This window comes from Paraburkholderia sp. EG304 (assembly GCF_046543485.1).
GTDB lineage: Bacteria > Pseudomonadota > Gammaproteobacteria > Burkholderiales > Burkholderiaceae > Paraburkholderia > Paraburkholderia youngii.
Map to the genome: position 1 here is coordinate 70,985 of NZ_JBKGUA010000018.1, position 24,506 is coordinate 95,490.

A 24,506-nucleotide genomic window follows, 5' to 3' on the forward strand; every position below is an offset into this window, starting at 1 on the left:
TCCTTTCAGGTCGGTTCAACAATCCGGTTTGCAATGGCCGGTGGCCCAAGACTGCGGCACAGTGATTCCCCCACGCGCAACGCCTGGGCAGCGATCGTCAACGCCGGATTCAAGGCGGCGGACGATGGAAAGAAACCGGCATCGACTACGTAAAGGTTATCGTGGTCATATGCCTTGCACAGCGGATCCAGCGGCGACGACGGCGGATCGTCGCCAAAGCGCACTGTGCCGCATTGATGCGACGGCGTGTCTTCACCAAATCGGCGGCTCACGACCAAAGGAAATCCTGAGCGACGCAGTATTTCCTTTGTCTTGCTGACAAGTCGCGCATGTGGCTTCAGATTCGTGCGTTTCCACAGGAGCCTGATCTCGCCCTGCTCCGTCAGTTCGATCCGGCTATCGTGATCCGGCAGATCCTCGGACATTGCATACAGATCGACACTGTGCTCACTCAGATATCGAAGCGCCCGCTTCGGCATGTATGGCATCGCGCCACGCAGCATCGCTTCGCGAATCTTCCCGAGCATCTGGATATTGCCAAGCGGCCACTCGTCGTGTTCTCCAGCAAAATAGAAGTCGTTGACGGACAGCGTTTTCGGAAACCGGGTGTCGTTCACATGGCGTGGGTCGATCGCGAGTATTGCCGTGCAGTTGTGGTTCATGTAATACCGCCCCACAGCACCCGACGAGTTCGCGAGTCCCCGCGGCATGCGTGAATTGGCCGACGCGAGCAGCAAGGCGGCGCTGTTGATCGCGCCGGCAGAGAGAATGAAGGTGTCGCCGGTCACAGTCTTGTGCCCTTCGCGCGATTCGACTTCCCCCGATACGATCCTTTTCCCCGTCGCGTCCGTGACCAGGCGGGTGACGCGTGCGCCCGTCATGAGTGTGACTGAACCGCGCCTCAGAGCCGGACGCAACAGGCATTTTTCCGCGTCGCCCTTTGCATCGATGCGGCAAGGAAAGGCATCGCAGGTCCCGCAACGAATGCAGCCTCCTCCTGAGCCCAGATCGATCGAGGTCGGCATATGGAAGGGATGCAGCCCCTGGCGTTCGAAGTCGTGACGAAGCCTCGCAATCGCCGGTTCGTCCGGTACCGGAGGATGCGGATACGGGCTGCAATGGGGTGGCTCGGTCGGATCCCCGCTTACGTCTCCCCTGATTCCAAAGAGCGATTCGGCAAGGTCGTAGTAGGGTTCCAGATCGGCGTACGAGATCGGCCACGCGGGGGAAATGCCCTCTTCGTGCCGCACCTCCCCGAAATCCGCCTCTCTGAATCGAAACATTGCCGTCCCGAAGAATTTCGTGTGCCCGCCGACGAAATAGTATTGACCTGGGCGATACCGTCGGCCTACGCGGTCCAGCCAGGTTTCGCGCGTCCGGTAACGAAGCTGCCCAAATACGGCCTCGGCATCCCAGTTCTCCAACTCCCGCGGCAGATTTTCGCCGCGTTCGATGACCAGCACGCGCGCGTCCGTCTGCGCCAGTTGCCACGCAACGGCGCTCCCTCCTACACCCGAACCGATGATGATGACGTCGGCGTGCATTGCAGTCTCCCTATCTTCTATTGACCTCGCGCGGCTCGCCGCGCGTGGGATGCTACGGACCGGGTTGCCGGATCAGAGATCGAATCCGAGCTGTGTTTTGCCCAGATCCGTCAGGCTGGCTTCGGTTGCCCGGCCGACGAAATCGGTCTCGAAGTTGTCGGCCGGAAAATCGGGCGGGCTTTCGCCTCTCAGGAAGGTCGGCAGTTGCCGTTTCAGGTATTCGTCATTTTTCGCGCAGCCGGGTGCCGCCGCGATGTACATCACGTTGCTGTATCCGGTTCCACGATGGGCGTCCTCGACCGCATGAATTACATCGCTGTGCCAGAACACGGTGTCGCCGGCCTGCATCAATGGAATCGATGAAAGCGCTTCGTGCAATGGTGCATGCCACTTTGCATCGATCGACAGGGCGCGGCCCGGCGTTGCGCCACATAGATCGTCGTCTGCGACGTCGTCCTGAAGCGCCCGCAACAACACGTACACCATTGCGTTCGCGATCGGCACCAGTTGCAAGGTGCCGTCGCCAGGCCCCTGGGGAGTGAGAGCGGTCCACCCCTGGAACGTGCGGAACATCGAACACACAGTTGGGGAACGGATCTCTCGGGCTTGTGGCCGCCATGCCGCATCGAAGGCATCATACTGGCGCCAGTCCCCGCTGAAGACGTGACGATAGACACGACGGAAGTTGTCATCGAGCCAGCGCTCCACCGAGCCGCCATCGCAATGCGCGGAGAGTCCCAACGATTCGGAACCCGGAGGACGCCGGCGCAGGCGGTCCGCGTAGACCGGAACCTTGTCCGGATCAAAGTGAATCCGACCTTCACTCTCCCACTTCCAGAGCCTGTTCAAAAAGATGCGTGTCTCAGTGAGTTCGGAAGACTGTCGCGCCTCCACTTGAGGTCCGGACCAATAAATGCCGTAAATTTGCGGCTTGCTCGATGCGAGTGTGCCGAAAAACTTGTCCTCGGCCCGATGGGCGAGTTTGGCGTCAAGGCGATTACGCTCGACGTATCGCGCGATTTCGTCGTCCCATGCGCTGGCGCGTTCCGGGCTGAACACACCGCGCACGACGCACGCGCCGCGGTCCTTGAGCGTCGCGATTGCCTGTTCGCTCACGCGTCCTTCAGCAATGTCCGCATACTGGATTTCGGGGATCACCGGGTCGCCGTGCTGGCGCTCCTGCGCAATCACCTCGACCTTGCGCCTGATTTCGGCGTCGACCTGCTCGAACACTTCCCTGTAGTTGGGAAGACTCTGGCGCAGCTGCTTCTTCACCGACCGGATCGCCGCCGGCAGATCTTCAATGTGCAGGGATTCCATGATGCGTCTCCGTGTGTGCTGTAGTGTCCAAATCTTAGCCGCCGTCGTGCTCGAGAAGAGATACAATTTGGACAATCTCTTCGCGTATCCGGCCATGAAACCAGCATACGAACACGTCACGATGGATGCCGGATGTTCCATCCGGGTTTACCACCGTAAGCTCACCCGCATCCCGTTCGAATGGCATCACCATCCGGAGTACGAACTTACGCTCACGATGAATAGCCGTGGCAAGCGATACATCGGTGATTCGGTCGCCGACTATGAAGGCAACGACCTGGTGCTCGTTCCGCCGGATCTGCCCCATACATGGGCCTCGAACAAGTCGATCGATGCTGCGGCACCGCAGGTCGCGATCGTGATCTGGTTTAGCGGCGACTGGGCCAGACGAATGGCGGACTGCTGCCCGGAATACGAACCGCTACGCACGCTTTTGCGCCGGGGCGCATCCGGCCTCGCCTTTTCATCGGAAGCCGGATTGGCAGTGAGTCAGCAACTTGAAGCGCTGCTATCCAGATCGCCGAGGCAGCGCTTGAGCGCCGCGCTCGATCTGTTGTGCGAACTGGCCGACAGGGACGCGACGCCACTCGCTTCCCCGGCCGCCTTCAACCAGGGGCAGGTGGGCCGGCCGTCGGGCCACGAACCCGAACGCCTGAATCGCGCGTTGAGCGTCATCGACGCACGGTTTGCCGAGCGCCTGACGCTGCAGGAACTGGCCGAAGCGGCGACGCTGTCCGAGCGCACGCTCAACCGGTACTTCGTTCAGCATCTGGGCGAGAGCGTCGGCAAATACCTGAATCGGGTGCGCATCGGCCACGCGTGCAGGATGCTCGCCACGACGTCGTGGCCGGTCTCCCTCATTGCTTCGCGATCGGGGTTTCCGAACGTCGCCAACTTCAACCGGCAATTCCGCGCCGTGAAGCAGACGACGCCAGCCGCTTATCGCGAAGCGTTTGCGGGAACGAACCCGGCCCCGGAGGATTCGTTGTCCCTCGAAACCAGGTCGCCTTCGCTGGAAAAGCACTAGGCGTCGTTCAGGCGCCACGGCAATTGACCGCTCATCCGGCGAGATCGCAACCTCGCGTCTCTGGCGCAAAGAACGTCGACAGGAAAGTCACACCCGCCAACACGACGATATACGTTGCGATCGGCCAATACGCGCCACCCGACCAGCCAATCAACGCCGCCGCAACGAAAGGCGCGACGCCCCCCGAGGCCACCGCCGCGAACTCCTTGCTGACCGCGACACCGGTATAGCGATAGCGCGCACTGAACAATTCAGGGAAATACGCACCCTGAATGCCGTACATGCCGAACACGCCAACGCCGATCGCCACGCTCATGCCGACGATGATCCACACGGGATCTTTCGTGTTGAACAGCCAGAAGGCCGGAAACGCCCATGCGCAGGTAAAGAGCGCTGCCAGCCGATACATGATCCGGCGGCCAAAACGATCGGACAACCAGCCCATCAGCGGGATCGTCACGACGGCCAGACCTGCCGCAACGGTGATACCCAGTGTGCCGACCGACTTGTCGACGAGCAGCACCTTCGTCAGATAGCTGAGCGCAAACACCTGATACAGGTACGACGAACCGTTCTCGCCCACGCGCAACCCGAAGGCCACGAGCAGCGTGCGGCGCGAATCGGTCAGCAGATCGCGCACGGGCTGCTTGCTGGTATGCCCTTGTCGTTGAATTTCCTCGAACACCGGGCTTTCCTTCACGCGCATCCGGATCACGATGCCCGCGATCACGACCAGCGCGCTGAAGAGAAACGGAATGCGCCAGCCGTACGCGTAGAAAACGTCCTTCCGCAGATGCTGCACCCACGTAAACATCGCACCAGCCAGCAGGATGCCGATGATGCAGCCCGCGAACGGCAGCGCGGCATAGAAGCCGCGTCGCTCGGCCGGCGCGAACTCGGAGACGATCAGCGAAGCGCCCGCCTGCTCCGCACCTGCGCCAAAGCCCTGCAGCAGCCGCAACGCCACGAGACCGACCGTCGACCACACGCCCGCACTCGCATAGGTTGGCAGCAGGCCGATGAAGAACGTCGAGCCGCCCATCAGCAGCACGGTCGCGACCAGCACGACCTTGCGTCCGAGCCGGTCGCCGAGCCAGCCGAAGAACAGCCCGCCGACAGGCCGCGCAAAGAATCCCGCCGCGTAGGCGCCGAAAATCGCGAGTAAACCCGCAGCCTTGCTGAGCCCAGGAAAGAACAGATCGGCGAAAATCAGCGCGGACGCGGTGCCGTAGATGCTGAAGTCGTACCACTCCATCGCGCTGCCGGCCGTGCTCGCTGCAATCACGCGGACCAGATCGCCGGTGCCCGCCGTCGCGGCTGCACGCGTGTGCGGTGCCACACTGCGCATTGCATTCGCTTCCACGAATAGTTCTCCTGTGTCGTTATATCGTTCGTCGTCGCGTTTGATTCAGGCACCGGCCGCGCGCCGTTCGGATGAGGGGCTCGTGCGCCGTCGCGACGCTGCCGCGACATACGGCAGGACGGCGTTGAAGTGCGGTACCCCAAGATGCCAGCACAGCGCCTCGACTACGAGTTCGTGATCGGCCACGTGATCGAGCCCCGACACGCACATCGCTCCGACCACGCCCCGGTTCGCCACGCGCAACGGCACGCCGCCGCCAAAGGCCGAGTAGCGCTGCTCCGGCAGACCGAGCGACGCTACCCGCTGTCCATCCCCTTCCAGCATCACACCCACTTCGAGCGAACTGCGCTCGAAGCGGAAGACGGTGTTCTCCTTGCGCCGGATCCAGTCGACGTTCTCCGCATTGCTACCTTCGAGTGCGCAGAAATACAGCGGTCGATCCGGCAGCGCGACACCCACCGCGATCGGCAGGCTGCGGCGTCCCGCGATGTTGACGACTATCTCTCCCAGCCTGCGCGCGACCTCCGCATTGAAGACCGGCAGCTTCGTGCGCCGCGCCTGCTCATCGAATGTTTCGTTTCGCGTAGTCCCATTGCGTCGTGCCATTTCCCGTCTCCTCGCCTCAACAACCACTATCACTGCGACACACCTGCGCGCACGCTCAGGAAGCGCGCCATACGCTCGGCTGCCAGCTCCGGCCGGATCAACACGCCTGCCGCGTCTGCCTTGCGAAACACCTCCGCAAAATGTTGCACGGACCGCGCGGACTCCATGCCGCCCGCCATCGAAAAATGATCCTGATGGCCGTTGAGCCATGCGAGAAACACGACGCCCGCCTTGTAGTACTGCGTGGGCGCACGAAACAACTCGCGCGAGAGCGCAACCGTCGGATCAATCAACTGGCGATAGGCATTCGTGTCTCCAGCCGCGAGCTTCGCCAACGCGCGCGACGCGACAGGCGCGATCGGATCGAAGATGCCGAGCAACGCGTGCGAATGGCCGGTACTGTCACCTGCAATGAGTTCGCCGTAGTTGTAGTCATCGCCGGTAAACATCACGACGCTCTCGGGTAACTGTGACCTGAGTTGGCGCTCGTATTCTGCGTTGAGCAGCGAAATCTTGATGCCTTCGATCTTGTCCTGATGAAGACGGATGATGTCGAGCACGGTCGCCATCGCCGTCTGTACGTCGCGGCTGCCCCAGTAGCCGCAGAGCGAAGCGTCGAACGCATCGCCGAGCCAATGCAGCACGACCTTGTTGAGTGAGGCGGAGATCACCGCGTCATAGACCTGCTTGTAGTCGTCGGCGGAACGCGCCGCCGCGCATAGCGCGCGGCTCGCCATCATGATCGGCCGGCCGCCTGCCGATTCGATCACGTCGAACTGCTCCTGGTAGCCCGCGACAATGTCTGCAAGCGTATGGCCACGCGCGCTATCGAGATGATCGGTACCGGCGCCGCAAGCCAGATCCGCACCGGGGATGCTGCGCGCGTGAGCGATACTGCGGCGGATTAATTCGGCGGCTGGTGGCCAGCCGATGCCCATGCCGCGTTGCGCGGTATCCATCGCTTCGGCCACCTTGAACCCAAGGCCATACAGGTAGCTGCGAAATTCAAGCGTGGCGTCCCAGTCGACTCGTGGCGCATCACCCCAAGGCTCATAGGCGTGAGCGGGGTCGACGACAACGTGGGCCGCCGCATAAGCGATGCGGTTAAAGGTCGGCGCGGTGGACGGCGGAAGTTGGTCTTCCTGCTGCCGCATCGCGTACTCCAGGATTGTTCCGTCCGATGTAGGCAGTTTGATCTTCATACGATCCTCTCGATGTTGAGGGTTGAATGATCATGTCGGCGGCTTTTTCGGCGACCATGATCGTCGGTGCATTTGTGTTGCACGAGGGCAGATACGGCATGACAGACGCATCGACGACCCGCAAGCCGTCGATTCCAATCAGACGCAGGTCTGGCGTGACCACGCTGTCGGGGTCTCCGGATCGTCCGATGCGGCAGGTACCGACAGGATGGTGATCGGTCTTCGCGTTCGCGCATGCATATTCGAACAGTTCCTGATCGGTGTTCACGCGCGCGCCTGGCAGAACTTCGCCTTGCACATAGCGCTTCATCGCGGGGGCGCGAAGGATGTCGCGCGCCACTCGTAGACCCTTGATCGCCATGTCGCGATCGTATGGATCGGACCAGTAGTTCGGATCGAGCAGCGGCGCGGCGGCGGGGTCCGCGCTGGCAAGGCGGACCGTGCCGCGCGAGCGCGGACGAAGATACGCGGTGTTCAGCGTGACGCCGGCATTGTTCAGCTTCGCCATGCCCGCTTCGATTCCGGACCCAAGGCCGAGATGAAACTGGATGTCGGGAGAGCGGTCGCGCGCGTCGCGATCCGCATACCAGAAGCCGCCCGTTTCAAAGAGACTCGACGCTACCGGGCCCTTCTTCAGCAACAGATATTGCAGTCCGGCCCACGCAGCGTTGTGCAGCTTGTTGTACTTGTCGTAGGTGTGATCGCCCGTGCACTCCGCGATGACGAAGAGGTCAAGGTGATCCTGCAGATTGGCGCCGACGCCGCGAAGATCGTGGATTGGCTTGATACCGACCGACTGGAGATGATCGGCGGGACCGATGCCCGACTGCATCAACAGTTTCGGTGAGCCGATCGCGCCCGACGACACGATGACTTCACGCGACGCACGCACCGTCTGCGGATCGCGGCTTTCGCCAGTCACGTACTCGACGCCTGTCGCGCGGGTCCCTTCGACGATCACGCGCAGCGTTCTCGTCTGCATGCGGACCGTCAGATTCGGCCTTCCGAGCACGGGGCGGATGAAACCTGCCGCCGTCGAGGACCGCCGCGCGTCCAGTTGCGTTAGCTGGTAGTAGCCGAGACCTTCCTGGGTCGCACCATTGAAGTCCGGATTGAAGGGAATACCAAGTTCCTGACCGGCCTGAAAGAACGCCTCGCAGATCGGCAACGGGCTGATCGGATTCGATACGCCGAGCGGGCCGCCATAGCTGTGATATTCGTTCGCGAAGCGCTGGTTATTCTCGGACTTTTTGAAATAAGGCAGCACCTCGCGATAAGACCATCCCGTCGCGCCCGCTTTCTGCTCCCAATCATCGTAGTCGGCGGGAACGCCGCGCGTGTAGATCTGCGCATTGATCGACGATCCGCCGCCAATCACTTTCGCCTGTGTAAAGCGCAGCACGCGATTGTTCAGATGCTTTTGCGGCACCGTGAACCAGCCCCACGAACCAATGCCGCGCGTCATTTTTGCAAAGCCGGCGGGCATTGAGAAGAACGGGTTGCGATCGGAACCGCCAGCTTCCAGTAGTAGAACCTTGATCGAGGGATCGGCGCTCAGGCGATTGGCCAGTACACAGCCAGCCGAGCCGCCGCCCACGATAACGTAGTCATATGTCGTCGCTTTCATGGCGTCTGGCTCAGAATGTTGGGATGGACAGGCCACCATCCACGTTGACCACGCTGCCTGTTCCAAACGGCAGCAGACCGCCGGCGAGCGTCGCGACCACCTGGCCCACTTCGTCGCTCTCACCCCAGCGTCCGGCGGGCACCAGGCCCTCGCGGAATCGCGCCTCATATTTCTCCGCGACGCCTGCCGTCATCGGGGTGCGGATAATGCCGGGTCTCACTTCGAACACGCCGATATTCGCTTTCGCGAGTCGAAGGGCAAAAAGTCTGGTAATCATGGGCAGCGCCGACTTCGACAGGCAATATTCAGCGCGCTCGGTCGATGCCATTTCGGCCGAAACGGAAGAGACCGTGACGATTGCCCGCGCAAAGCTGGAGGACGTCGAGACCATGTGGCGAGCGACTGCCTGCGTCATGAAGAACGTGCCGCGCAGATTGACGCCGAGCACGGCATCGAATGCTTGCGGCGATACGTCGAGCAGATCGCCGCGGCTCGGCGAACCAATGCCGGCGTTGTTGACGAGGCATTCAATGCTTCCGTTGAAACGTACGGCTTGCTCGACGACGTTGTCATGCGAAGCGATGTCACTGAGATCGCTCTGAACGAACAGCGCGTCCTGACCTTCGTCGCGCACGAGTGCGCAGGTCGTCGCCGCGTCCTCGTCGTTCACGACATCGGTCAGCACAACGTCGAAGCCGCGCCGCGCGAGCGCGACGCAGATCGAACGGCCAATGCCGCGTCGCGCGCCCGTTACCAAAGCGGTTGGAAACTTTCCAGCTATCTTGCTCATGGTTGCACCATCTATCGTTGCGCTGGGCGCTCAGTGAATCCGGACTTCCGTGTCGGTGTCAAACAGCACGAGCTTCGACAGGTCGATGCGCAGTTCGCATCGTTCTCCGGACGCGTGCGGCATGTCGGCGCCGAGCCGCGCGGAGACTTCCATGCCGCCGAGGTCGAGCACCGCCAGCGTGTCGGGGCCCGTCGGTTCGAGCACGTTGATCGTGACGGGCACGGTACGCAGCGCCGACGTTGCACGCTCGTTTTCCACGCCGATTGCCTCGGGGCGCAACCCCGCGATCACCTTCTTGCCGATGTAGCGCTCGACAGCGGCAGGTTGCGGCGGCAACGCAAGATCGATGGCCTTCTGGCCTTCGCCCACTTTGAGACGCAGCGCGCCATTCATACGCTCGATGCGCGCCGGAATCAGGTTCATCGAGGGTGAACCCATGAAGGTCGCGACGAACGTGTTCGCGGGCGTGTTGTAGACCTCGGCGGGCGTGCCGAGCTGCTGCAGCACGCCGCCCTTCATCACGGCAATACGCGTGGCGAGTGTCATCGCTTCGATCTGGTCATGCGTGACGTAGACGATGGTCGCACCCAGGCGCTGATGAAGCTTCTTGATCTCGGTGCGCATATCGACGCGCAGCTTTGCATCGAGGTTCGACAATGGTTCATCGAACAGGAAGATCTTCGGATGACGCACCAGCGCGCGGCCCATCGCGACACGCTGGCGCTGACCGCCGGATAGCTGACCGGGACGCCGGTCGAGCAGATGCTCGATCTGCAGTAGACGGGCGGCATCTTTCACCGCTTTCTCGCGGTCTGGCTTCGAGACTTTGCGCATCTCCAGTCCGAAGCTGATGTTCTGGCCGACGGACATGTTCGGATACAACGCATAGCTCTGAAACACCATTGCGATATCGCGCTCGCTTGGATGCAGGTCGTTGACCTTGTCGTTACCGATGCGGATCTCGCCGCCCGACAGCGTGTCGAGTCCGGCGATCAGAGAAAGGAGCGTCGATTTTCCGCAGCCCGATGGCCCAACCAGAACGAGAAAATCGCCATCTTCGACATCGATGTTGATCTCCTTGAGAATTTCAGTGGAGCCGTAGGCTTTGCGAACATTCGATACGTGCAGAGAAGACATGATTTACCCCTTGACCGAACCGGCCATCAGACCGCGTACGAAGTAGCGACCACCGATCACATAGACGAGTAGCGTCGGCAGCGCGGCAATCATGGCCGTGGCCATGTTGACGTTGTATTCCTTGACGCCCGTCGACGTATTGACGATGTTGTTCAGCGCGACGGTGATGGGCGCGGTGCTGCCCGTCGTGAATGAAGCGCCGAACAGGAAGTCATTCCAGATGTTCGTGAATTGCCAGATCACCGTGACCGTGATGATCGGCACCGAGTTGGGAAGCAGGATGCGAAAGAAGATACGGAAGAAGCGCGCGCCATCGATCATCGCGGCTTTCACGAGTTCATCGGGAAATGCGATGTAGTAGTTCCGGAAGTACAGCGTCGTGAAGCACAGGCCGTAGACGACGTGCACGAACACCAGCCCCGTAATCGATTGCGCGAGACCGACCTTCCCGAGGAATGACGCCATTGGAATCAGCACGATCTGGAACGGGATGAAGCATCCAAACAGCACCAGTCCGAACAGCAGGTTGTCGCCTTTGAAGCGCCATTTGGTCAGCACGTAGCCGTTCAATGCGCCGAGCAGCGTGGAGATCGCGACGGCTGAAAAGACCATCCGTAAAGAATTCCAGAAGAAGCCTTTGACGCCGGCGCACTCCAGTCCCACGCATGCCGATCCCCAGGCTTTCTGCCATGCATCGAGGGTCCACTGGTGAGGCAGCGCGAGGATATTGCCCGAATAGACTTCGGGCAGCGGCTTGAACGACGTCAGCAGCATCACGAGCAGTGGTACGAGATAGACCACCGCTACGATTGCCAGCAGCGAGTAAATGACGATTCGCGAGAGGTAGTTATGTTTGCCCACCACCATCTGCGGTGAATCCCATGTTCTGGTAGCCATCGTTGTCTCCTAAGGGCTATGGGTCGAGTTCAATGGCCGCCGCTCTTCCGGCGTGGTCTCATTTCGGAGTAGAGGTACGGCACCATGATTGCCGCCACCGTGCACAGCATCATCACCGCGCTCGCCGCGCCCATGCCGAGTTCGTTACGGGTGAAGGTGAACGAATACATGAACGTGGACGGCAGTTCGGTCGAGTAGCCAGGGCCGGCGCCCGTCAATGCGATCACGAGCTCATAGCTCTTGACGGCGAGGTGCACGAGAATCACGAACGCCGATACGAACACGGGACGCAACTGCGGGATGATGATCCGTCGATAGATCGAAGGCATGCGGGCGCCGTCGATAGAAGCGGCCTTGACCTGTTCCTGATCGATGCCGCGCAGCCCGGCCAGAAACATCGCCATCACGAAGCCCGACGCCTGCCAGACGGCGGCGATGACGACGGTATAGATCGCCATGTCGTCGTTGATGATCCAGTCGAACTGGAAGCTCGACCAGCCCCAGTCATGGAACAGCTTGGTAAGGCCCAGCCCCGGATTGAGAATCCATTTCCAGGCGGTACCGGTGACGATGAACGAAAGCGCCATCGGGTAGAGGAACAGCGCCCGCAGACCTCCTTCTGCGCGAATCCGCTGATCGAGCAGGATGGCGAGCCCGAGACCGATCGCCATGCACAGCACGACATAAAGCGACGCATAGATGCCGAGGTTGCCGATCGCCACATGCCAGCGCGGGTGCTCCCACACACGGCCGTACTGAAGCAGACCGGCCCAGTGGAAGTTGGCGAAGGCGCGTGACCGGGTGAACGAGAGCACCGTGGTCCACGCGATAAAGCCGTAGACGAAGATCAACGTGATGATCAGCGTCGGGCTCAGCACGAGCTTGGGTAAAACCGCTTCGAAGCGGTTTCGCAACGTCGATCGTTTTCGCGTCGGACTGTCGCCCGAGCCGTTGTTCAGATTTTCAAGACTGGTCGCCGCGTGGGCGCGATCGGGCAATAGCATGGCAACACCTACCGTCGGAGATGACGGGCCTCGCGGAGCGCGGCGTACCGTGCCGCATCCGCATGAGGACCAGTTGGCTTACTGCGAGTTCTTCACTGCCGCGACGAGAGACTTGACGGCATCCGCAGACGACTGATTCGAATTGAAGAAGTGCGTGACGACGTCATAAACGGCATTCTTCGGACCATCGGGCATCGCATGTCCATGCGCAAAGCTGCCGACCATCGAGTCAGTCTTGAGCGCCGCGCGCATGTCGTTCATCGACTTCTTGCCGCAATCGTCGAAGCCGTCCTGCGGCACATCGAGACGAGCGGGAATCGAACCCTTGATCTGGTTGAATTTCGCCTGGACGCCCTTGTCCATGATGGTCGACGCGAACGCGTACTCGCCCGGCAGACTCGCGTCGCCCTTCTTGAAGCCCGCAAACTGATCGGTGTTGAAAATGAAGGCACCATCGGTTCCGGGGTAGTTGAAGCAGAGATAGTCGACGTTCGACTGCTTGGCTGCCGATGCAAACTCGCCCTTGGCCCAGTCACCCATGATCTGCATGGCGGCCTTGCCGGTGATCACCATCGACGTCGCAAGATTCCAGTCACGGCCGGGGAAGTTCGGGTCGACCATGCCGCGCAACGCACGCATCTGGTCGAAGGCCTTCTCCATCGTCTTCGAGCCGAGTGCGCTGGGGTCGAGCTTGACGAGCGCCTGCTGATAGAACTTCGGGCCGCCCGCCGACATCACCGCGCTATCGAAAATCGTCGCTTCCTGCCACGCCTGGCCGCCGTGCGCGAGCGGCACGTAGCCGGCTTTGCGGATCTTGTCGGCGTCCGCGACGAGTTCATCGAATGTCTTCGGCGGCGTGAGCTTCAATTCATCGAAGATCTTCTTGTTCGCCCAGATCCAGTTCGTGCGGTGCACATCGACAGGTGCGGCGACCCAGTGACCATCCACTTTCGAAAACTTCTGGATCGGCGCGGGCACGAGCTTGTCCCAGCCTTCCTTGGTCGCGACGGCATCGAGGTTCTGCAGGTAATCCTCCTGCGCGTATTCGGGGATCGTGAAGCCAAGCATCTGGATCGCATCGGGCGGGTTGCCCGATGCGACGCGGGCCTTGAGCACCGTGCGCGCGGCCTCTCCGCCGCCGCCCGCGATCGGGCTGTCCTTCCACGCGTAGCCCTTTGCCTTCAGGCCGTCCTTGAGCACCGTGAGTGCCTTGGCTTCGCCGCCGGAAGTCCACCAGTGCATCACTTCCACCGTTTTTGTATCGGCTGCGCCAGCGGACAGCGCGTGGCATGCAACGAGGCCGACTGCGATTGCAGTAATACGCTTCTTGAACATTTTCGTCTCCTTGATAAGGCTCTCTTAACGGGCTTTCTTGTGAACTCCACGGCGGGCATGCCGGGAGCGATCCGGGTAGATTCGGGATCAGTGCGCCTCGCGCGGCAACCACCAGTTCTTGCGCTCTCCGATGTGAAGCTGGATCGTCTTCGTCTCGGTGTAGTCCTCGACGGCCTGCTTGCCGAGTTCGCGTCCCACACCGCTCGACTTGAACCCGCCGAATGGCAGTTCCGGGTAACCGTCGAGGAAGGTGTTGACCCAAACGGTTCCCGCGTCGACGCCTCGGGCGACAGTCAGGCAGGTGTTGATGTCGTTGCTCCAGACGGCGGCAGAGAGCCCGTAGGCGGTGTCGTTTGCGATATCGATCGCGTTCTGCGTGTCTGAGAAAGGGATGATCGCGAGCACAGGGCCGAATATTTCTTCGCGGGCGATGCTCATGTCGGGCGCGACATCGCTGATGACGGTCGGCTCCAGATACAGGCCGTTCGCGTCATAGCGTTTTCCGCCCAGGCGCAGCCGCGCGCCTGCCGCGACGCCCTTGTCGATGTTGCCGAGAATCTCGGCCAGCTGGTTCTCGCTGACGATTGCGCCGATCTTGCATTCGGGATGCAATGGGTCACCAACCGGCACCTGGCGCGCGCGCTCGACGACTGCCTGCGCGAAGCGCTCCGCGATCGATTCATGCACGAGCACGCGGCTTCCGCTGTTACAGCATTCACCCGCGTTGAAATACACCCCGAACACGACGGCATCGACCATCGCGTCCCAGTCGCAATCGGGGAAGACGATCTGCGGATTCTTGCCGCCGAGTTCGAGCGCGACCTTCTTCAGCTTCTTCGATGCGAGTCCGCCGAGCAGGCTACCCACCCGCGTCGAACCAGTGAACGACAGCATGTCGATGGCGTCGTGCTCCGCCAGCGGCTGGCCGACGGACGGACCTTTTCCTGTCACGACGTTGACAACACCATTCGGGACGCCTGCCTGTTCGAGAATCTCCATCAACATGACGGTCGTGCTCGACGTGAGCTCACTTGGCTTGACGACGCACGTACAGCCTGCCGCGAGTGCGAACGGCAGCTTCTGGGAAAGAATCCAGAGTGGAAAATTCCACGGCGTGATGAGTCCGACGACGCCAATCGGCTGACGCAGCACGATGCCGAGCATATCTTCGCCGAGCGTGTCGTATGCGTCGCCGCTCGTGGTACGCGCAAGGCTTGCCGCGTATTGCCAGAGATCGATGCAGCCGGAGACTTCGCCTCGCGCCTGCGCAAGCGGTTTCCCCGTTTCAAGCGATTCGAGCAGCGACATCCCGTCGACCCGCGCCTTGATGCCGTCCGCCACCGCGAGAAGAATCCGCGCACGTTCCGCGCCCTTGAGCTTCGACCACGGACCGTGACGGAAGGCGACGTCAGCGGTCCTGATCGCTCGCTCGACGTCAGCCGGCGTCGCTTCGGGAAACGAGCTGACAACGTGACCATGGGCAGGGCTGCGGCGCTCGAAGCGCTGCTGGTCCGCGGATTCGGTCCACGCTCCGTCGATGTACATGCGGCCATGGAAGGCGTCATGTGTGGACGCTTGATCGCTTGCCAGAAGCGCAGTTGCAGCCGGAATTGCGGTGTCGTAAGTCATGTCATTGACCCTCGTATTGCGCCGGGCGCCGTTCGCGGAAACTGGCCATACCTTCGCGGGCGTCGTGCGTCGACGCGGAAAGCGCGCCCGCCATGGCTTCCAGGGTTGCGCCGGTCCCGAATCCGGAGGCGGCGTTGATCAGTTGCTTCGTCAGTTGCACGGAGACGGGCGCGAGCGACGCGATCTTTTCGGCGAGTGCGATAGCTGTTGTGACCGACTCTTTCGGCGCGGAGATTTCGTCGATCAAACCGATCGCGTACGCGCGTTGCGCGTCGATCCGCTTGGCGGTCAGCGCGAGCGATTTGACGTGGCTCGGACCAAGCAGCGAAACCAGCCGTTGCGTGCCGGACCAGCCCGGGCAGGTCGCGATGCTCGCTTCGGGAAGCGCGAACGTTGCAATCGGGTCCGCGATGCGTACATCGGCCACTGCGGCCAACTCGAGACCGCCTCCGAACGCCGGACCATTGATCGCCGCGACGACAGGCAGACGCAACGCCGCCCAGCGGTCGAAGATGCGATGGCCGCGCGAGACCCATACTCGCCACATGTCGAGTGGGGCGAGTGCCGACCACTGGTTGATGTCGGCGCCCACGCAGAAGGCGCGTTCGCCTGCGCCCGTCAGCACGACAGCGCGCACATCTGCATCCGACTCGAGCTGTGCCGCCGCGGCTTCGAGTTGATCGAGCATCTCCGGCGTCAGCGCATTGAGCTTCTCCGGGCGATCGAGCGTGACGACGGCAACCGTTTTCGTCTTCTCAATCCGGATCAATCTCTGGTCAGCCATGACGCGCCTCCTGCAGCTTCAGACCGAACGGCGAGTCAGTGAAAATCGACTCGTCCATGGTCTTCAGGGAGGGGGACACGGCCAGCTCGATGTCGCACTGATCGAGGACGTCCCTTTGCAGTTCGATGCCGGGAGCGATCTCGATCACTTCGAGGCCCTTATCCCCGAGGCGAATCACGCACCGTTCCGTGACATACAGCGCTTCCTGACCACGCTTTTGTCCCATGCGTCCGCTGAAGGTCACGTGATCCACATCGGCGATGAACTTCTTCCTGCCCTCCGTCACGATTTTCAAGCGACCATCGCCCACTTCGATCTTTGCGCCTGCCGTGAAATAGCCGGAGAAGACGATGCGCCTGGCGTGCGTCGTGATGTCGATAAAGCCGCCGCATCCGGCAGTGAGATACGGCTTGCTCGGCAGCTTCGACACGTTCACGTTGCCGAATCGGTCCACTTGCAGGAACGACAGCAGCGATACATCGAACCCGCCGCCCTGGAAGTACACGAACTGGGAAGGAGAAGGCATGATTGCGTCGGCATTGCCCGAGCATCCAAAGGCGAAACCGAGCAACGGCACGCCGCCGACAGCGCCTTGTTCGATGACCCACGTGACTTCGTCGCGGTAGCCCTCCTCGAGCAGAACGCGCGGCACGTTCGCAGAGATGCCGAAGCCCAGATTCACCGCGTCGTCTTGTGCGAGTTCCATCGCTGCGCGGCGCGCGATGATCTTGTCCGCGTGCCATTCAGCGAACGCGAACGCGCTATCGGGCAGCTTCACTTCACCGCTGATTTCCGGGTCGTATTCGATCTGTGTCGTCTGTTTCTGCTCAGGATCGATGACCACGTAGTCGACGAGATTGCACGGAATGTGCACCTGCTGCGTATGCAGCGAACCGGCCTTCACGACGCGCTTCACCTGCGCGATCACGATGCCGCCGTTGTTGCGCACGGCCAGCGCCTGATCGCGACCGCCAAGCAGCGCGCCCTCATGTTCGAACGACAGGTTGCCGCGTTCATCGGCGGTCGTCGCGCGCACGATTGCAACGCGCGGCACGAAGTTCTTGTAGTGCAGCCACTCGTCACCCGCGAACGTCACTTTCTCGACGATGGGATGTTCGGCGGCCCGTGCGTTCATCGCGCCGCCCTGGCGGTCGGGGTCGACGTACGTGTCGAGTCCGACCTTGGTCAGTACGCCTGGGCGCTTTGCCGCGACTTCGCGATGCATGTCGAACAGGACGCCGCTCGGCAGGTTGTATGCGCGGATGTCGTTATCGGTAATCAGATGCCAGATGTCGGGCATCGGCAGGCTCGATGGGCCGCTCGGGAACGAGCCGGCGATGATCGTCTGGATCAACCCTTTCTTCGCGATATGGTCGATGCCTTTGATGCCGTACATGTCGCCGGCCGCGATCGGGTGCAGCATCGTCAGATTGCGCGGATGCCCTTCCGCCTCGAAGCGTGCGCCGATGGCGGCGAGCATCGCGTCGGGGCAACCGAGACCGCTCGACGAACTGACGGTGACAGTGTCGTCATCGTCGATCAGGCTCGCCGCTTGGGCCAATGAAACAACCTTGCTGGAACGCACAGTCAGTCTCCTCAAACTTCTATTCGGCGAAACGGGATGGCACCGTCACGTGCCCCTGCTCCGGTGCTGGCGCCGATCAGCGCCCAGCGGCTTGTGGATCGAACGCCTTATCAATTGGAACGTTCCAATTCGGGTGCGTTGGATCGTTCCAATAAACTGTAGTAGACTCATTTCACGGTGTCAAACACTTTTTGGAACGATCCAATTGTGCAAAGCAACATGAAATCAGGCCCGACCATCCAGGACATAGCCGCCGCCGCCGGTGTATCGAAATCGACGGTATCGCTGGTTTTGCAAGAAAGTCCGCTGATCAAGGCCGAGACGGCCGAAAAGGTTCGCGAGGCGGCTCGCGCGCTCGGCTACGTGTACAACCGGGGGGCGGCCAACCTGCGGGGAAAACGCAGCACGACGATCGGCATGGTGATCAACGATCTGACCAACCCGTTCTTTGTCGAACTGCTGGTGGCAATCGAGCGCGTGCTGGCCCAGGCCGGATATACGACGCTGATGGCCCACACTGCCGAAAGTCTTGAGACACAGACGAGGGTTCTGAGATCCATGCGTGAGCAGAATGTTGCCGGACTGATCATGTCTCCCGCGCTAGGAACGACAGATGAGTTGCCTGCTGAGATCCAGTCGTGGGGAATTCCGCTCGTGCTCGTCATGCGTCCCATGGGGCCCGACGTCGATACGATCGGGGTCGACAACAGCTACGGATTCGCGCTGGCTACCGAGCATCTGGTTGGGCAAGGACATACGCGCATCGCTTTCGCCGGCAACCGGAAGGGCTACGCAGTCGCCAACCAGCGCAGACAGGGGTATCTGTCCACGATGGCCAGGCACTCCCTGCCCGTCAATGACGACTGGATCATCGATGTCCCTTTGACACCGGAGGGTGGACGCGATGCGGTCCGTGCGATCTTCGACATGAAGCCGCGGCCGACGGCGGTGGTTTGCTACAACGACCAGGTCGCAATCGGCGTGCTGCACGAACTCGACAGAATGGGCAAGCGCGCGGGGAAGGCTCTGGCGGTCGTGGGTTGTGACAACATCGTCGCGGCTGAGCACACCAATCCGCCTTTGACCACGCTGTTCGCAGGTGCGGACAAGCTCGGCACCATTGCAAGCGAGACACTATTGGCCCGACTGAGCGAACCACCAGAAGACGAGAAGCCGCCAGTGCAATACTTTGCGGTGCCGGAACTCGTCGTCAGGGAGTCGAGCGTCGGCGCGAAAGCATCTCCCGTCAACGCACCGGCAAAGGCGCCGCGAAAACATGCGGTCATTGCTGATGAAGAGTAGGAGCCGTCCATTCCGGCACCCGCATCGCGCTTTGGAATCCCGTTCTCGCGCAGCTGGCGAAGTGGTCCGCGTTTCCCGCGGGTTCGAGCATGCATCACGCAGCACGCCCGGGGCGGCCGCGCGCACGCTGCTGAAGCGGAAACAGAACTGCTGTCGAAGGTGCTGCACGAGAAGCCGGACGGAACAACACAGTGCAGTGTGTGCTCCGCTGCTGCGTTCACCAGAATCATCGCGAACAGATCAGTAGCCTGTCGTGGGCCGTAGCCGCGATAATTCCGGTTATCGCGGCAACCGGCCGCCGGTCTCCGCGCAGGGGTTTCCCGGCTGATCCCGGCTGCCGAGGGAGCGGGTACAACCCGCTTTCGCCGGTCGCCCCGACCGGCCTTCCAGGGCAGCAACCAGCGCAGTGCGGACATTCGGGCCGGCGTTTCAGTGACAGTAGATCGGCCATAGAAGACGCTCGCCATTCGGCCGCCATGCGTCTGCAACTCGCCGCTTTGCTGTCGCGATGCGGTGCATTCGAATGTCGGCTTCCTGGAACTGCGAACGAGTCTTGACGACCCAACTCGGCCGCAAGAACCCGCGCCGCCTTGACGACCGCTTCCAGGGTCAAACGGTCCTCCCGTGAAGGTGGCACGGCGTCACTTCTTGGGGTCCGTCAGTTGCTCCTCCACGAAGCGCAGGATGGCTTCCGTCAGGGCCTCGCGGGGATACGCGTTCTGCGTGACGAAGAGCGCGCCTATTGTCGGATGCGTTCGGGCAATGGGTACGGCCAGCGCCCAGTGGTCGGCATTCACGTAGGCGAGAAGTGTGCTGCCCGGTATGAGCTGGTCATAGAAGATCACCTGGCTGTCGTTTCGTGGATCGACTCGCGAGAGCTTGTCGTAGCTCGACTTCAGGATGGACGAGATGTGCTCCGGTTGAGGAAATGTCACTACAGAGTAATAGCGCAGTCCGGTCGGAAGCGGGTTTTGCGCGAGCCACGCCTTGCGGGTCGCCGGTCTCAGGCTCTGCACCGCGCCGCGATCGCCAGGTGTGCAGGTCGCGCCGGGAAAATGGCGCAGCAGGTCGGCCTGGTACTGCTCAGCGTCGTCGGCGAGGGGCGATCCGCCCACCGCCCCGGCGGCGCTCACCACAGCCGCGATGCGGCTGCGGATTTCCGGGTAGGCGACCAGCGCTTCCAGAATGTCGGGCGCGCCTTTTGAATAGCCAATCAGCACGATGCGCGGCGGACCGTCAGGTGCGGGCATGGCCATGAGAGCGTCGCGAATCTGGCGAGCGTTGTTGGTGGAACTCGGCAGCGCATCGACCTCGAGCATCGTTCCGTCAAAACCGAACCGGCGCAGGTGTGTGACCACGCCGTTCGGCGAATCCAGCCACGCCCGGAAGCAGTCGTAGCCGACGCCGGGCACGACGACTGCGATGAGATGCCGCCTCGACTGACCCAGATCGACAGGCTTGCCTGTCGGCGGCGGCTCATTGGCCAATCGGGTCAGCGCGTCCACACAGGGGCGGTTGTCGGGCACTTCTGATCCACGCGCTTCGAGGACGGCGCAATAAATTTCGCGGAAGCGTCCCCGCTGATCCGCTATCCCGGCCTGAGTCGCGGGTGCGAGAATCAGCGGCGGCGTATCGGTCGAGTACGGGATGAGCGGCTTCGTCGCACAGGCGCCCAACAGTACGCACGCCGTCGTCATTGCCAGCATGGCGCGGATTCGATGCCACGGATCCGTGGCGACACCGAGCCGTTTCGATAAGACGGAAGACGGTGTCCGTTCGGGGTCACTGGCGTGCATCGGCGGGTCCTCCCGGCTCAAGGGTCTCACGCTTATCCAGATAGGGCACCCAGTCGAGAAATTCCACCTCGGACAGGCTGCGCGGCCGCGTCGTGAAGAACAGCACTGCGCGCAAACCGTCCGTATAGTACGTCGCACCGTCGACGGTTGCCCTTGGATGGGCCGGCGATGCCGCGCCGACACCGTTCACAAATCCGAGCTTGTCAAGACCGCCCGAGTACATCAGATCCTGGATCAGGTAGTTGCGCGCCTCGTCGACGTTTCCTTGCAGAATGAGGTGTGGCTCATCGCGGGGCGCGAAGCGCCCGCCGACAGGGCGTCCGATCTGCGCGACGTAGACCAGTTGCCCCTGGTAGCGGATCGGCGCGAGCCATGCTCGTATCCAGGTGGCCGGCGAACCCTCCTGTGCCTGCTTGCGCAAGACGAAGTCCGGTTCCCGCCCGAAAACCCGCTGCTCGAGGTCGGACGCGCGCCGATCGCGCCGATAGTCACGTCGCACCAGCGCCGCACCGATGTCGGTGAACTGACCGATGCCAACCTCATTGAGGGGGTCGCCCTGAACTGTCCCACCGGCATCGGTGGCGCAACATGGCAGCCGCTCAAGTGCGGTGCGCAGTGAGGTGAGATCCTGGCAATCGGTCACCGCGGATTCGGGGTACGCGAAAGGGACCTGCGCGAGGCGCGGATCCATCTTGCTGCCAGGCACGCGCAGAAAGAGTGAGAAAGGGATCAGCGTGTGGTGTCCGACCATGTCGATATTGACAATCTTGATACCGAGATCGGGGTTCGTGAACAGAATGCCCGAGCGTGTCTCTCCCGGCGGGATCGGGTTTCTGAATCCAACCTGACTGAAATAGTCGTCCACGCGCTTATTCGTTGCGCCGCCGAGCAGCGTATGCAAGGACCACGCGACTTCGTGCGGTGAAAAATAGTCCGGGTCGGTGCCGGAGCGTGGCAGCCACAGCGGCTGCGAAGTGCCGTTCTGCACCTCGACCCATAGCGGCTGCACGCCCTTCCGGGTAACGTCGGCGCCGAGCAATCGCTTGCTGTCTTCGCCGCCCAGAACGGTTGCACTCACGCGCACGCTGTGACTGGTGGCACTCACTGCGCGCTCACGAAGCGGCCCATCGTCAGTCTGAGCGGGGGCCTGCCATGTCGCACAACCGGCGAGCACGAGCACAAGGCATAGTTCGCACGCCGCACGTACCAGCGCACGATGCATTGCCGGCGACATGCTCATGGCTTCGCTCCGGGCGCAACGTCCAAGGCAGGCGTAACCCACGGAAAGACTTCGATTTCCACCAGCGATGTCGGCTTGCGGTCGAAGACAAGCACCTCGCGATAGCCATCGGTGTAATACGGATCGGTCGTCAGGTTTTCGCGCGGCGCGCTTTCCGGCGCGGCACCCACGCCTTTCACGAGCCCGATCTTCACGAGATTTTGCGAATACATCATGTCCTCGGTCAGCGCGGTGCGCGCCTCATCCGCCTCCGGGTCGATCTTGTGCGTCGTGAAAGTGGAGGAGTGAAAGGTCAGACGGGTGCCGATATCGCGGCTGATCTGGCCCACCCAGACAGGTTTGCCGTAGTAACGCATATTGCTGAGCCATAGCCGCATATGATTGCGCTGATGGATGGTGTCCCGTGCTTTTTGCAGTGCCAGATCTTGTGGACGTCCAAAGACGTAGAGGTCACTCACCGGTGCATTCACATACGGTTCGCCAGCCAGGGCCGCGCTGATCATCTCCTCGATGGCGCCCGACCACTTCTGCTCCGTGGGTCTCCAGCCCCGTCGGACAAGCGCAGGAAAAGCGTCGTCGAGACCACCTACGATCACCAGATTCAGTGGATCGCCATGCTTCGAGCCGTCCTCGTTGGTCGTGCAGCACGGCAGGGCTTCAAGGGCTGCGCCGAAACTCTCGTCATCCGTGTAGTTGACGACGGGTTCGTTCGGATCGGCAGCGCGTTTGAATACCTCACTTCTTTTGTAGTCGGCCTCAAACCCGGGTACGGCCGTGAAAATCGAAAACGTTCTGGCGTGATCCTTTGCGACAAGATCCAACTGCACGAATTTCGCACCTCTTGTGCGGTGCGTCAGCACAAACCCGGACACTGTCGTGCCAGGCTGGATGGGGTTATGGAAGGCGAGACTGCGAAAGCGCAGGTCGAATTCGGCCTGCTGATCAGGTGAGGCATTGCCGGCAAACGCCTCGGCGGCCTCCGAAGCCGGGAAGAAGTCCGGATCCAGGCCCGGCGACAGGAGAAAGTAAGTGAGATCTTCCCGGTTCTGGACCTCGATCCACACTGGCTGAATCTGCTTGTCGGCAAGCGGGACACCATAGAGGGCGTTGCTCTCTTTGGGCGACAGCACGGATGTGGACACGCGCAGACCGCCCTCGGTGCGTGTCACGACGCGGTTCTGATAACCAGGTACGGTAGCCGTTGACGTGGGGGCAGCGCAGCCGGCCAGTCCGCAGACGAAAAAAATGACTGCCAGCGCTTGCGGCACGATGCGGTTCATCAAGACACCTCTTCACCGGGGCTTTCGACGTGCATCCGTATCAAAGCGACGACCGCAAGCTAGCGCCTTTTGCGGAGGCGAATATGCGTTCGAAGTAGCCCCTGTAGTATGCACGAAACGAATCGTGCCCTCATTTGCCAAGTCTTCTAATGAACTACGCGGCTGCGCTTGTGCAGATATGGGCGGGGGCGCGTTGGGGGGGCGATGCGGTGACAGCGCTAAATGAGCGTCTGCAATGCGCGCGCAACCGTCGTTTGAATGTCGTGGATGAGGCGCCGACAGATGGCCGAAGCTGGCCGGGTTGAGGGAGCGCCCTGCGTAACTCGCTCGCCGGAAACCGGCCATTGAGGGAAGGCGCGCAAGACATCTGCTAGCCAAACTGGACGACAGCCTCGAACGGCCGCTGATGGCCGGATCTGTGTCCCGCGACCGACCATCACGGCCCGCCCGCAGTCACCGTTGAAGCCAATCGCCGCGACCAATGCCATAAATGCGATCGCACTCGTCGTATGCCTCTTCGAGCGTGGCATACCAATGATCGGAGGTCGGAAATGCCTCTTCTGTGGATTCGTACCGCATCAGCAGAAAGCTTCCGTCGTTAAGCTGTTCAATCTCGACTTTCCAGGTCGTGCCTGGCTTGCGCCTCGGCCATCAAGAGATGTCCGTGTCGGTGCCCAAATCCGCATAGGTAATTCGCGTCCGTTGAACGTAGTGTTTGGAGGGTCGTCAAGCTTGGCCGACACTGACCTGAAAAAGAGGGCTGGTGCCGGCCACTTATCCGGGTCTATCCATTCCGGGCGAAGCCCGCGAATGTGTTCTTTTCGGACCTGCTCCATCGATTCCACGTTGCCCAGGTCGGCCTCAATCTCACCGACGCAGCCCCAGCAGTCGCCGCCGCAGTTCATCGACAAGGTCGTCGGGCTGGTCGAGTGACCGCCCACATATCCGACATTTCATCGCTAGCTTTCCGGTATGTGAAGTAGCCAAATCGTCAGCGATTCGTGCAGGTACGTCGACCGGCCGGTCATGGCCGACTGC

General features: G+C 61.6%; 19 protein-coding genes. 2 read left to right on the plus strand and 17 right to left on the minus strand.

All coding sequences use genetic code 11. The features are described 5' to 3' along the window. Positions 1-5: 5 nt before the first annotated feature. Together ACLFKU_RS21815 and ACLFKU_RS21820 are read right to left on the minus strand one after the other, a co-directional pair. Positions 6-1,544: an FAD-dependent oxidoreductase gene (locus ACLFKU_RS21815; RefSeq protein ID WP_410850440.1), complete on the minus strand. Its 1,539-nt coding sequence runs from the start codon at positions 1,542-1,544 to the stop codon at positions 6-8. A gap of 72 nt (positions 1,545-1,616) precedes the next feature. After that, a complete protein-coding gene (locus ACLFKU_RS21820; protein WP_410850441.1) occupies positions 1,617-2,864 on the minus strand; it encodes a DUF1479 domain-containing protein in 1,248 nt (415 codons plus the stop codon). A 94-nt stretch (positions 2,865-2,958) separates the two neighbouring features. Between ACLFKU_RS21820 and ACLFKU_RS21825 the strand changes: the two genes are divergently transcribed. Further along, positions 2,959-3,891: a helix-turn-helix domain-containing protein gene (locus ACLFKU_RS21825; protein WP_410850500.1), complete on the plus strand. Its 933-nt coding sequence runs from the start codon at positions 2,959-2,961 to the stop codon at positions 3,889-3,891. A 31-nt stretch (positions 3,892-3,922) separates the two neighbouring features. On the opposite strand, the gene ACLFKU_RS21830 is transcribed toward ACLFKU_RS21825, so the two are convergent. The 12 genes from ACLFKU_RS21830 to ACLFKU_RS21885 all read right to left on the minus strand — a co-directional run bounded on the left by ACLFKU_RS21830 (position 3,923) and on the right by ACLFKU_RS21885 (position 17,850). Beyond that, positions 3,923-5,254, minus strand: a complete 1,332-nt coding sequence (locus ACLFKU_RS21830; RefSeq protein WP_410850442.1) for an MFS transporter — start codon at positions 5,252-5,254, stop codon at positions 3,923-3,925. Positions 5,255-5,299: 45 nt separating this feature from the next. Further along, positions 5,300-5,860: a heme-binding protein gene (locus tag ACLFKU_RS21835; protein ID WP_410850443.1), complete on the minus strand. Its 561-nt coding sequence runs from the start codon at positions 5,858-5,860 to the stop codon at positions 5,300-5,302. A gap of 29 nt (positions 5,861-5,889) precedes the next feature. Continuing rightward, positions 5,890-7,062: a dihydrodipicolinate synthase family protein gene (locus ACLFKU_RS21840; RefSeq protein ID WP_410850444.1), complete on the minus strand. Its 1,173-nt coding sequence runs from the start codon at positions 7,060-7,062 to the stop codon at positions 5,890-5,892. After that, on the minus strand, positions 6,965-8,689 hold the full coding sequence (locus tag ACLFKU_RS21845; protein WP_410850445.1) for a GMC family oxidoreductase: 1,725 nt from the start codon (positions 8,687-8,689) through the stop codon (positions 6,965-6,967). The genes ACLFKU_RS21840 and ACLFKU_RS21845 overlap by 98 nt, the downstream gene beginning before the upstream one ends. Positions 8,690-8,699: 10 nt before the next feature. Further along, positions 8,700-9,479 (minus strand): 3-ketoacyl-ACP reductase, encoded by a 780-nt coding sequence (locus tag ACLFKU_RS21850; protein ID WP_410850446.1) that lies wholly within the window; start codon positions 9,477-9,479, stop codon positions 8,700-8,702. Between the two features lie 30 nt (positions 9,480-9,509). Continuing rightward, positions 9,510-10,616 (minus strand): ABC transporter ATP-binding protein, encoded by a 1,107-nt coding sequence (locus ACLFKU_RS21855; RefSeq protein WP_410850447.1) that lies wholly within the window; start codon positions 10,614-10,616, stop codon positions 9,510-9,512. Between the two features lie 3 nt (positions 10,617-10,619). After that, complete coding sequence (locus ACLFKU_RS21860; RefSeq protein ID WP_410850448.1) at positions 10,620-11,513, minus strand: carbohydrate ABC transporter permease; 894 nt, start codon at positions 11,511-11,513, stop codon at positions 10,620-10,622. Between the two features lie 29 nt (positions 11,514-11,542). Beyond that, positions 11,543-12,517, minus strand: coding sequence for a carbohydrate ABC transporter permease (locus ACLFKU_RS21865; protein ID WP_410850449.1), 975 nt, complete (start codon positions 12,515-12,517; stop codon positions 11,543-11,545). Between the two features lie 78 nt (positions 12,518-12,595). Beyond that, positions 12,596-13,852 (minus strand): ABC transporter substrate-binding protein, encoded by a 1,257-nt coding sequence (locus ACLFKU_RS21870; RefSeq protein WP_410850450.1) that lies wholly within the window; start codon positions 13,850-13,852, stop codon positions 12,596-12,598. Positions 13,853-13,939: 87 nt separating this feature from the next. Then, positions 13,940-15,481 (minus strand): aldehyde dehydrogenase family protein, encoded by a 1,542-nt coding sequence (locus tag ACLFKU_RS21875; RefSeq protein ID WP_410850451.1) that lies wholly within the window; start codon positions 15,479-15,481, stop codon positions 13,940-13,942. A gap of 1 nt (position 15,482) precedes the next feature. After that, complete coding sequence (locus ACLFKU_RS21880; protein ID WP_410850452.1) at positions 15,483-16,265, minus strand: enoyl-CoA hydratase/isomerase family protein; 783 nt, start codon at positions 16,263-16,265, stop codon at positions 15,483-15,485. Beyond that, a complete protein-coding gene (locus tag ACLFKU_RS21885) occupies positions 16,258-17,850 on the minus strand; it encodes an acyl CoA:acetate/3-ketoacid CoA transferase (RefSeq protein ID WP_410850453.1) in 1,593 nt (530 codons plus the stop codon). The genes ACLFKU_RS21880 and ACLFKU_RS21885 overlap by 8 nt, the downstream gene beginning before the upstream one ends. Before the next feature lie 207 nt (positions 17,851-18,057). Between ACLFKU_RS21885 and ACLFKU_RS21890 the strand changes: the two genes are divergently transcribed. Continuing rightward, positions 18,058-19,152 (plus strand): LacI family DNA-binding transcriptional regulator, encoded by a 1,095-nt coding sequence (locus ACLFKU_RS21890; protein ID WP_410850454.1) that lies wholly within the window; start codon positions 18,058-18,060, stop codon positions 19,150-19,152. Between the two features lie 641 nt (positions 19,153-19,793). Here ACLFKU_RS21890 and ACLFKU_RS21895 read toward each other — a convergent pair. The 3 genes from ACLFKU_RS21895 to ACLFKU_RS21905 all read right to left on the minus strand — a co-directional run bounded on the left by ACLFKU_RS21895 (position 19,794) and on the right by ACLFKU_RS21905 (position 23,468). After that, entirely contained in the window at positions 19,794-20,858 is a 1,065-nt protein-coding gene (locus tag ACLFKU_RS21895) for a hypothetical protein (protein WP_410850455.1), read from the minus strand. A 76-nt stretch (positions 20,859-20,934) separates the two neighbouring features. Further along, a complete protein-coding gene (locus ACLFKU_RS21900) occupies positions 20,935-22,188 on the minus strand; it encodes an LssY C-terminal domain-containing protein (RefSeq protein ID WP_410850501.1) in 1,254 nt (417 codons plus the stop codon). Next, positions 22,185-23,468, minus strand: coding sequence for an LssY C-terminal domain-containing protein (locus ACLFKU_RS21905; protein ID WP_410850456.1), 1,284 nt, complete (start codon positions 23,466-23,468; stop codon positions 22,185-22,187). Before ACLFKU_RS21905 ends, ACLFKU_RS21900 begins: the two co-directional genes overlap by 4 nt. Positions 23,469-24,506: the final 1,038 nt, after the last annotated feature.

What these genes read in the sequence shown, in the direction of transcription:
- ACLFKU_RS21905 (WP_410850456.1), bottom strand. Translation starts at nt 23,468, where the DNA reads ATGAACCGCATCGTGCCGCAAGCGCTGGCAGTCATTTTTTTCGTCTGC.
- ACLFKU_RS21840 (WP_410850444.1), bottom strand. Translation starts at nt 7,062, where the DNA reads ATGAAGATCAAACTGCCTACATCGGACGGAACAATCCTGGAGTACGCG.
- ACLFKU_RS21825 (WP_410850500.1), top strand. Translation starts at nt 2,959, where the DNA reads ATGAAACCAGCATACGAACACGTCACGATGGATGCCGGATGTTCCATC.
- ACLFKU_RS21815 (WP_410850440.1), bottom strand. Translation starts at nt 1,544, where the DNA reads ATGCACGCCGACGTCATCATCATCGGTTCGGGTGTAGGAGGGAGCGCC.
- ACLFKU_RS21865 (WP_410850449.1), bottom strand. Translation starts at nt 12,517, where the DNA reads ATGCTATTGCCCGATCGCGCCCACGCGGCGACCAGTCTTGAAAATCTG.
- ACLFKU_RS21820 (WP_410850441.1), bottom strand. Translation starts at nt 2,864, where the DNA reads ATGGAATCCCTGCACATTGAAGATCTGCCGGCGGCGATCCGGTCGGTG.
- ACLFKU_RS21855 (WP_410850447.1), bottom strand. Translation starts at nt 10,616, where the DNA reads ATGTCTTCTCTGCACGTATCGAATGTTCGCAAAGCCTACGGCTCCACT.
- ACLFKU_RS21860 (WP_410850448.1), bottom strand. Translation starts at nt 11,513, where the DNA reads ATGGCTACCAGAACATGGGATTCACCGCAGATGGTGGTGGGCAAACAT.
- ACLFKU_RS21900 (WP_410850501.1), bottom strand. Translation starts at nt 22,188, where the DNA reads ATGAGCATGTCGCCGGCAATGCATCGTGCGCTGGTACGTGCGGCGTGC.
- ACLFKU_RS21870 (WP_410850450.1), bottom strand. Translation starts at nt 13,852, where the DNA reads ATGTTCAAGAAGCGTATTACTGCAATCGCAGTCGGCCTCGTTGCATGC.
- ACLFKU_RS21880 (WP_410850452.1), bottom strand. Translation starts at nt 16,265, where the DNA reads ATGGCTGACCAGAGATTGATCCGGATTGAGAAGACGAAAACGGTTGCC.
- ACLFKU_RS21845 (WP_410850445.1), bottom strand. Translation starts at nt 8,689, where the DNA reads ATGAAAGCGACGACATATGACTACGTTATCGTGGGCGGCGGCTCGGCT.
- ACLFKU_RS21895 (WP_410850455.1), bottom strand. Translation starts at nt 20,858, where the DNA reads ATGCTGGCAATGACGACGGCGTGCGTACTGTTGGGCGCCTGTGCGACG.
- ACLFKU_RS21875 (WP_410850451.1), bottom strand. Translation starts at nt 15,481, where the DNA reads ATGACTTACGACACCGCAATTCCGGCTGCAACTGCGCTTCTGGCAAGC.
- ACLFKU_RS21835 (WP_410850443.1), bottom strand. Translation starts at nt 5,860, where the DNA reads ATGGCACGACGCAATGGGACTACGCGAAACGAAACATTCGATGAGCAG.
- ACLFKU_RS21850 (WP_410850446.1), bottom strand. Translation starts at nt 9,479, where the DNA reads ATGAGCAAGATAGCTGGAAAGTTTCCAACCGCTTTGGTAACGGGCGCG.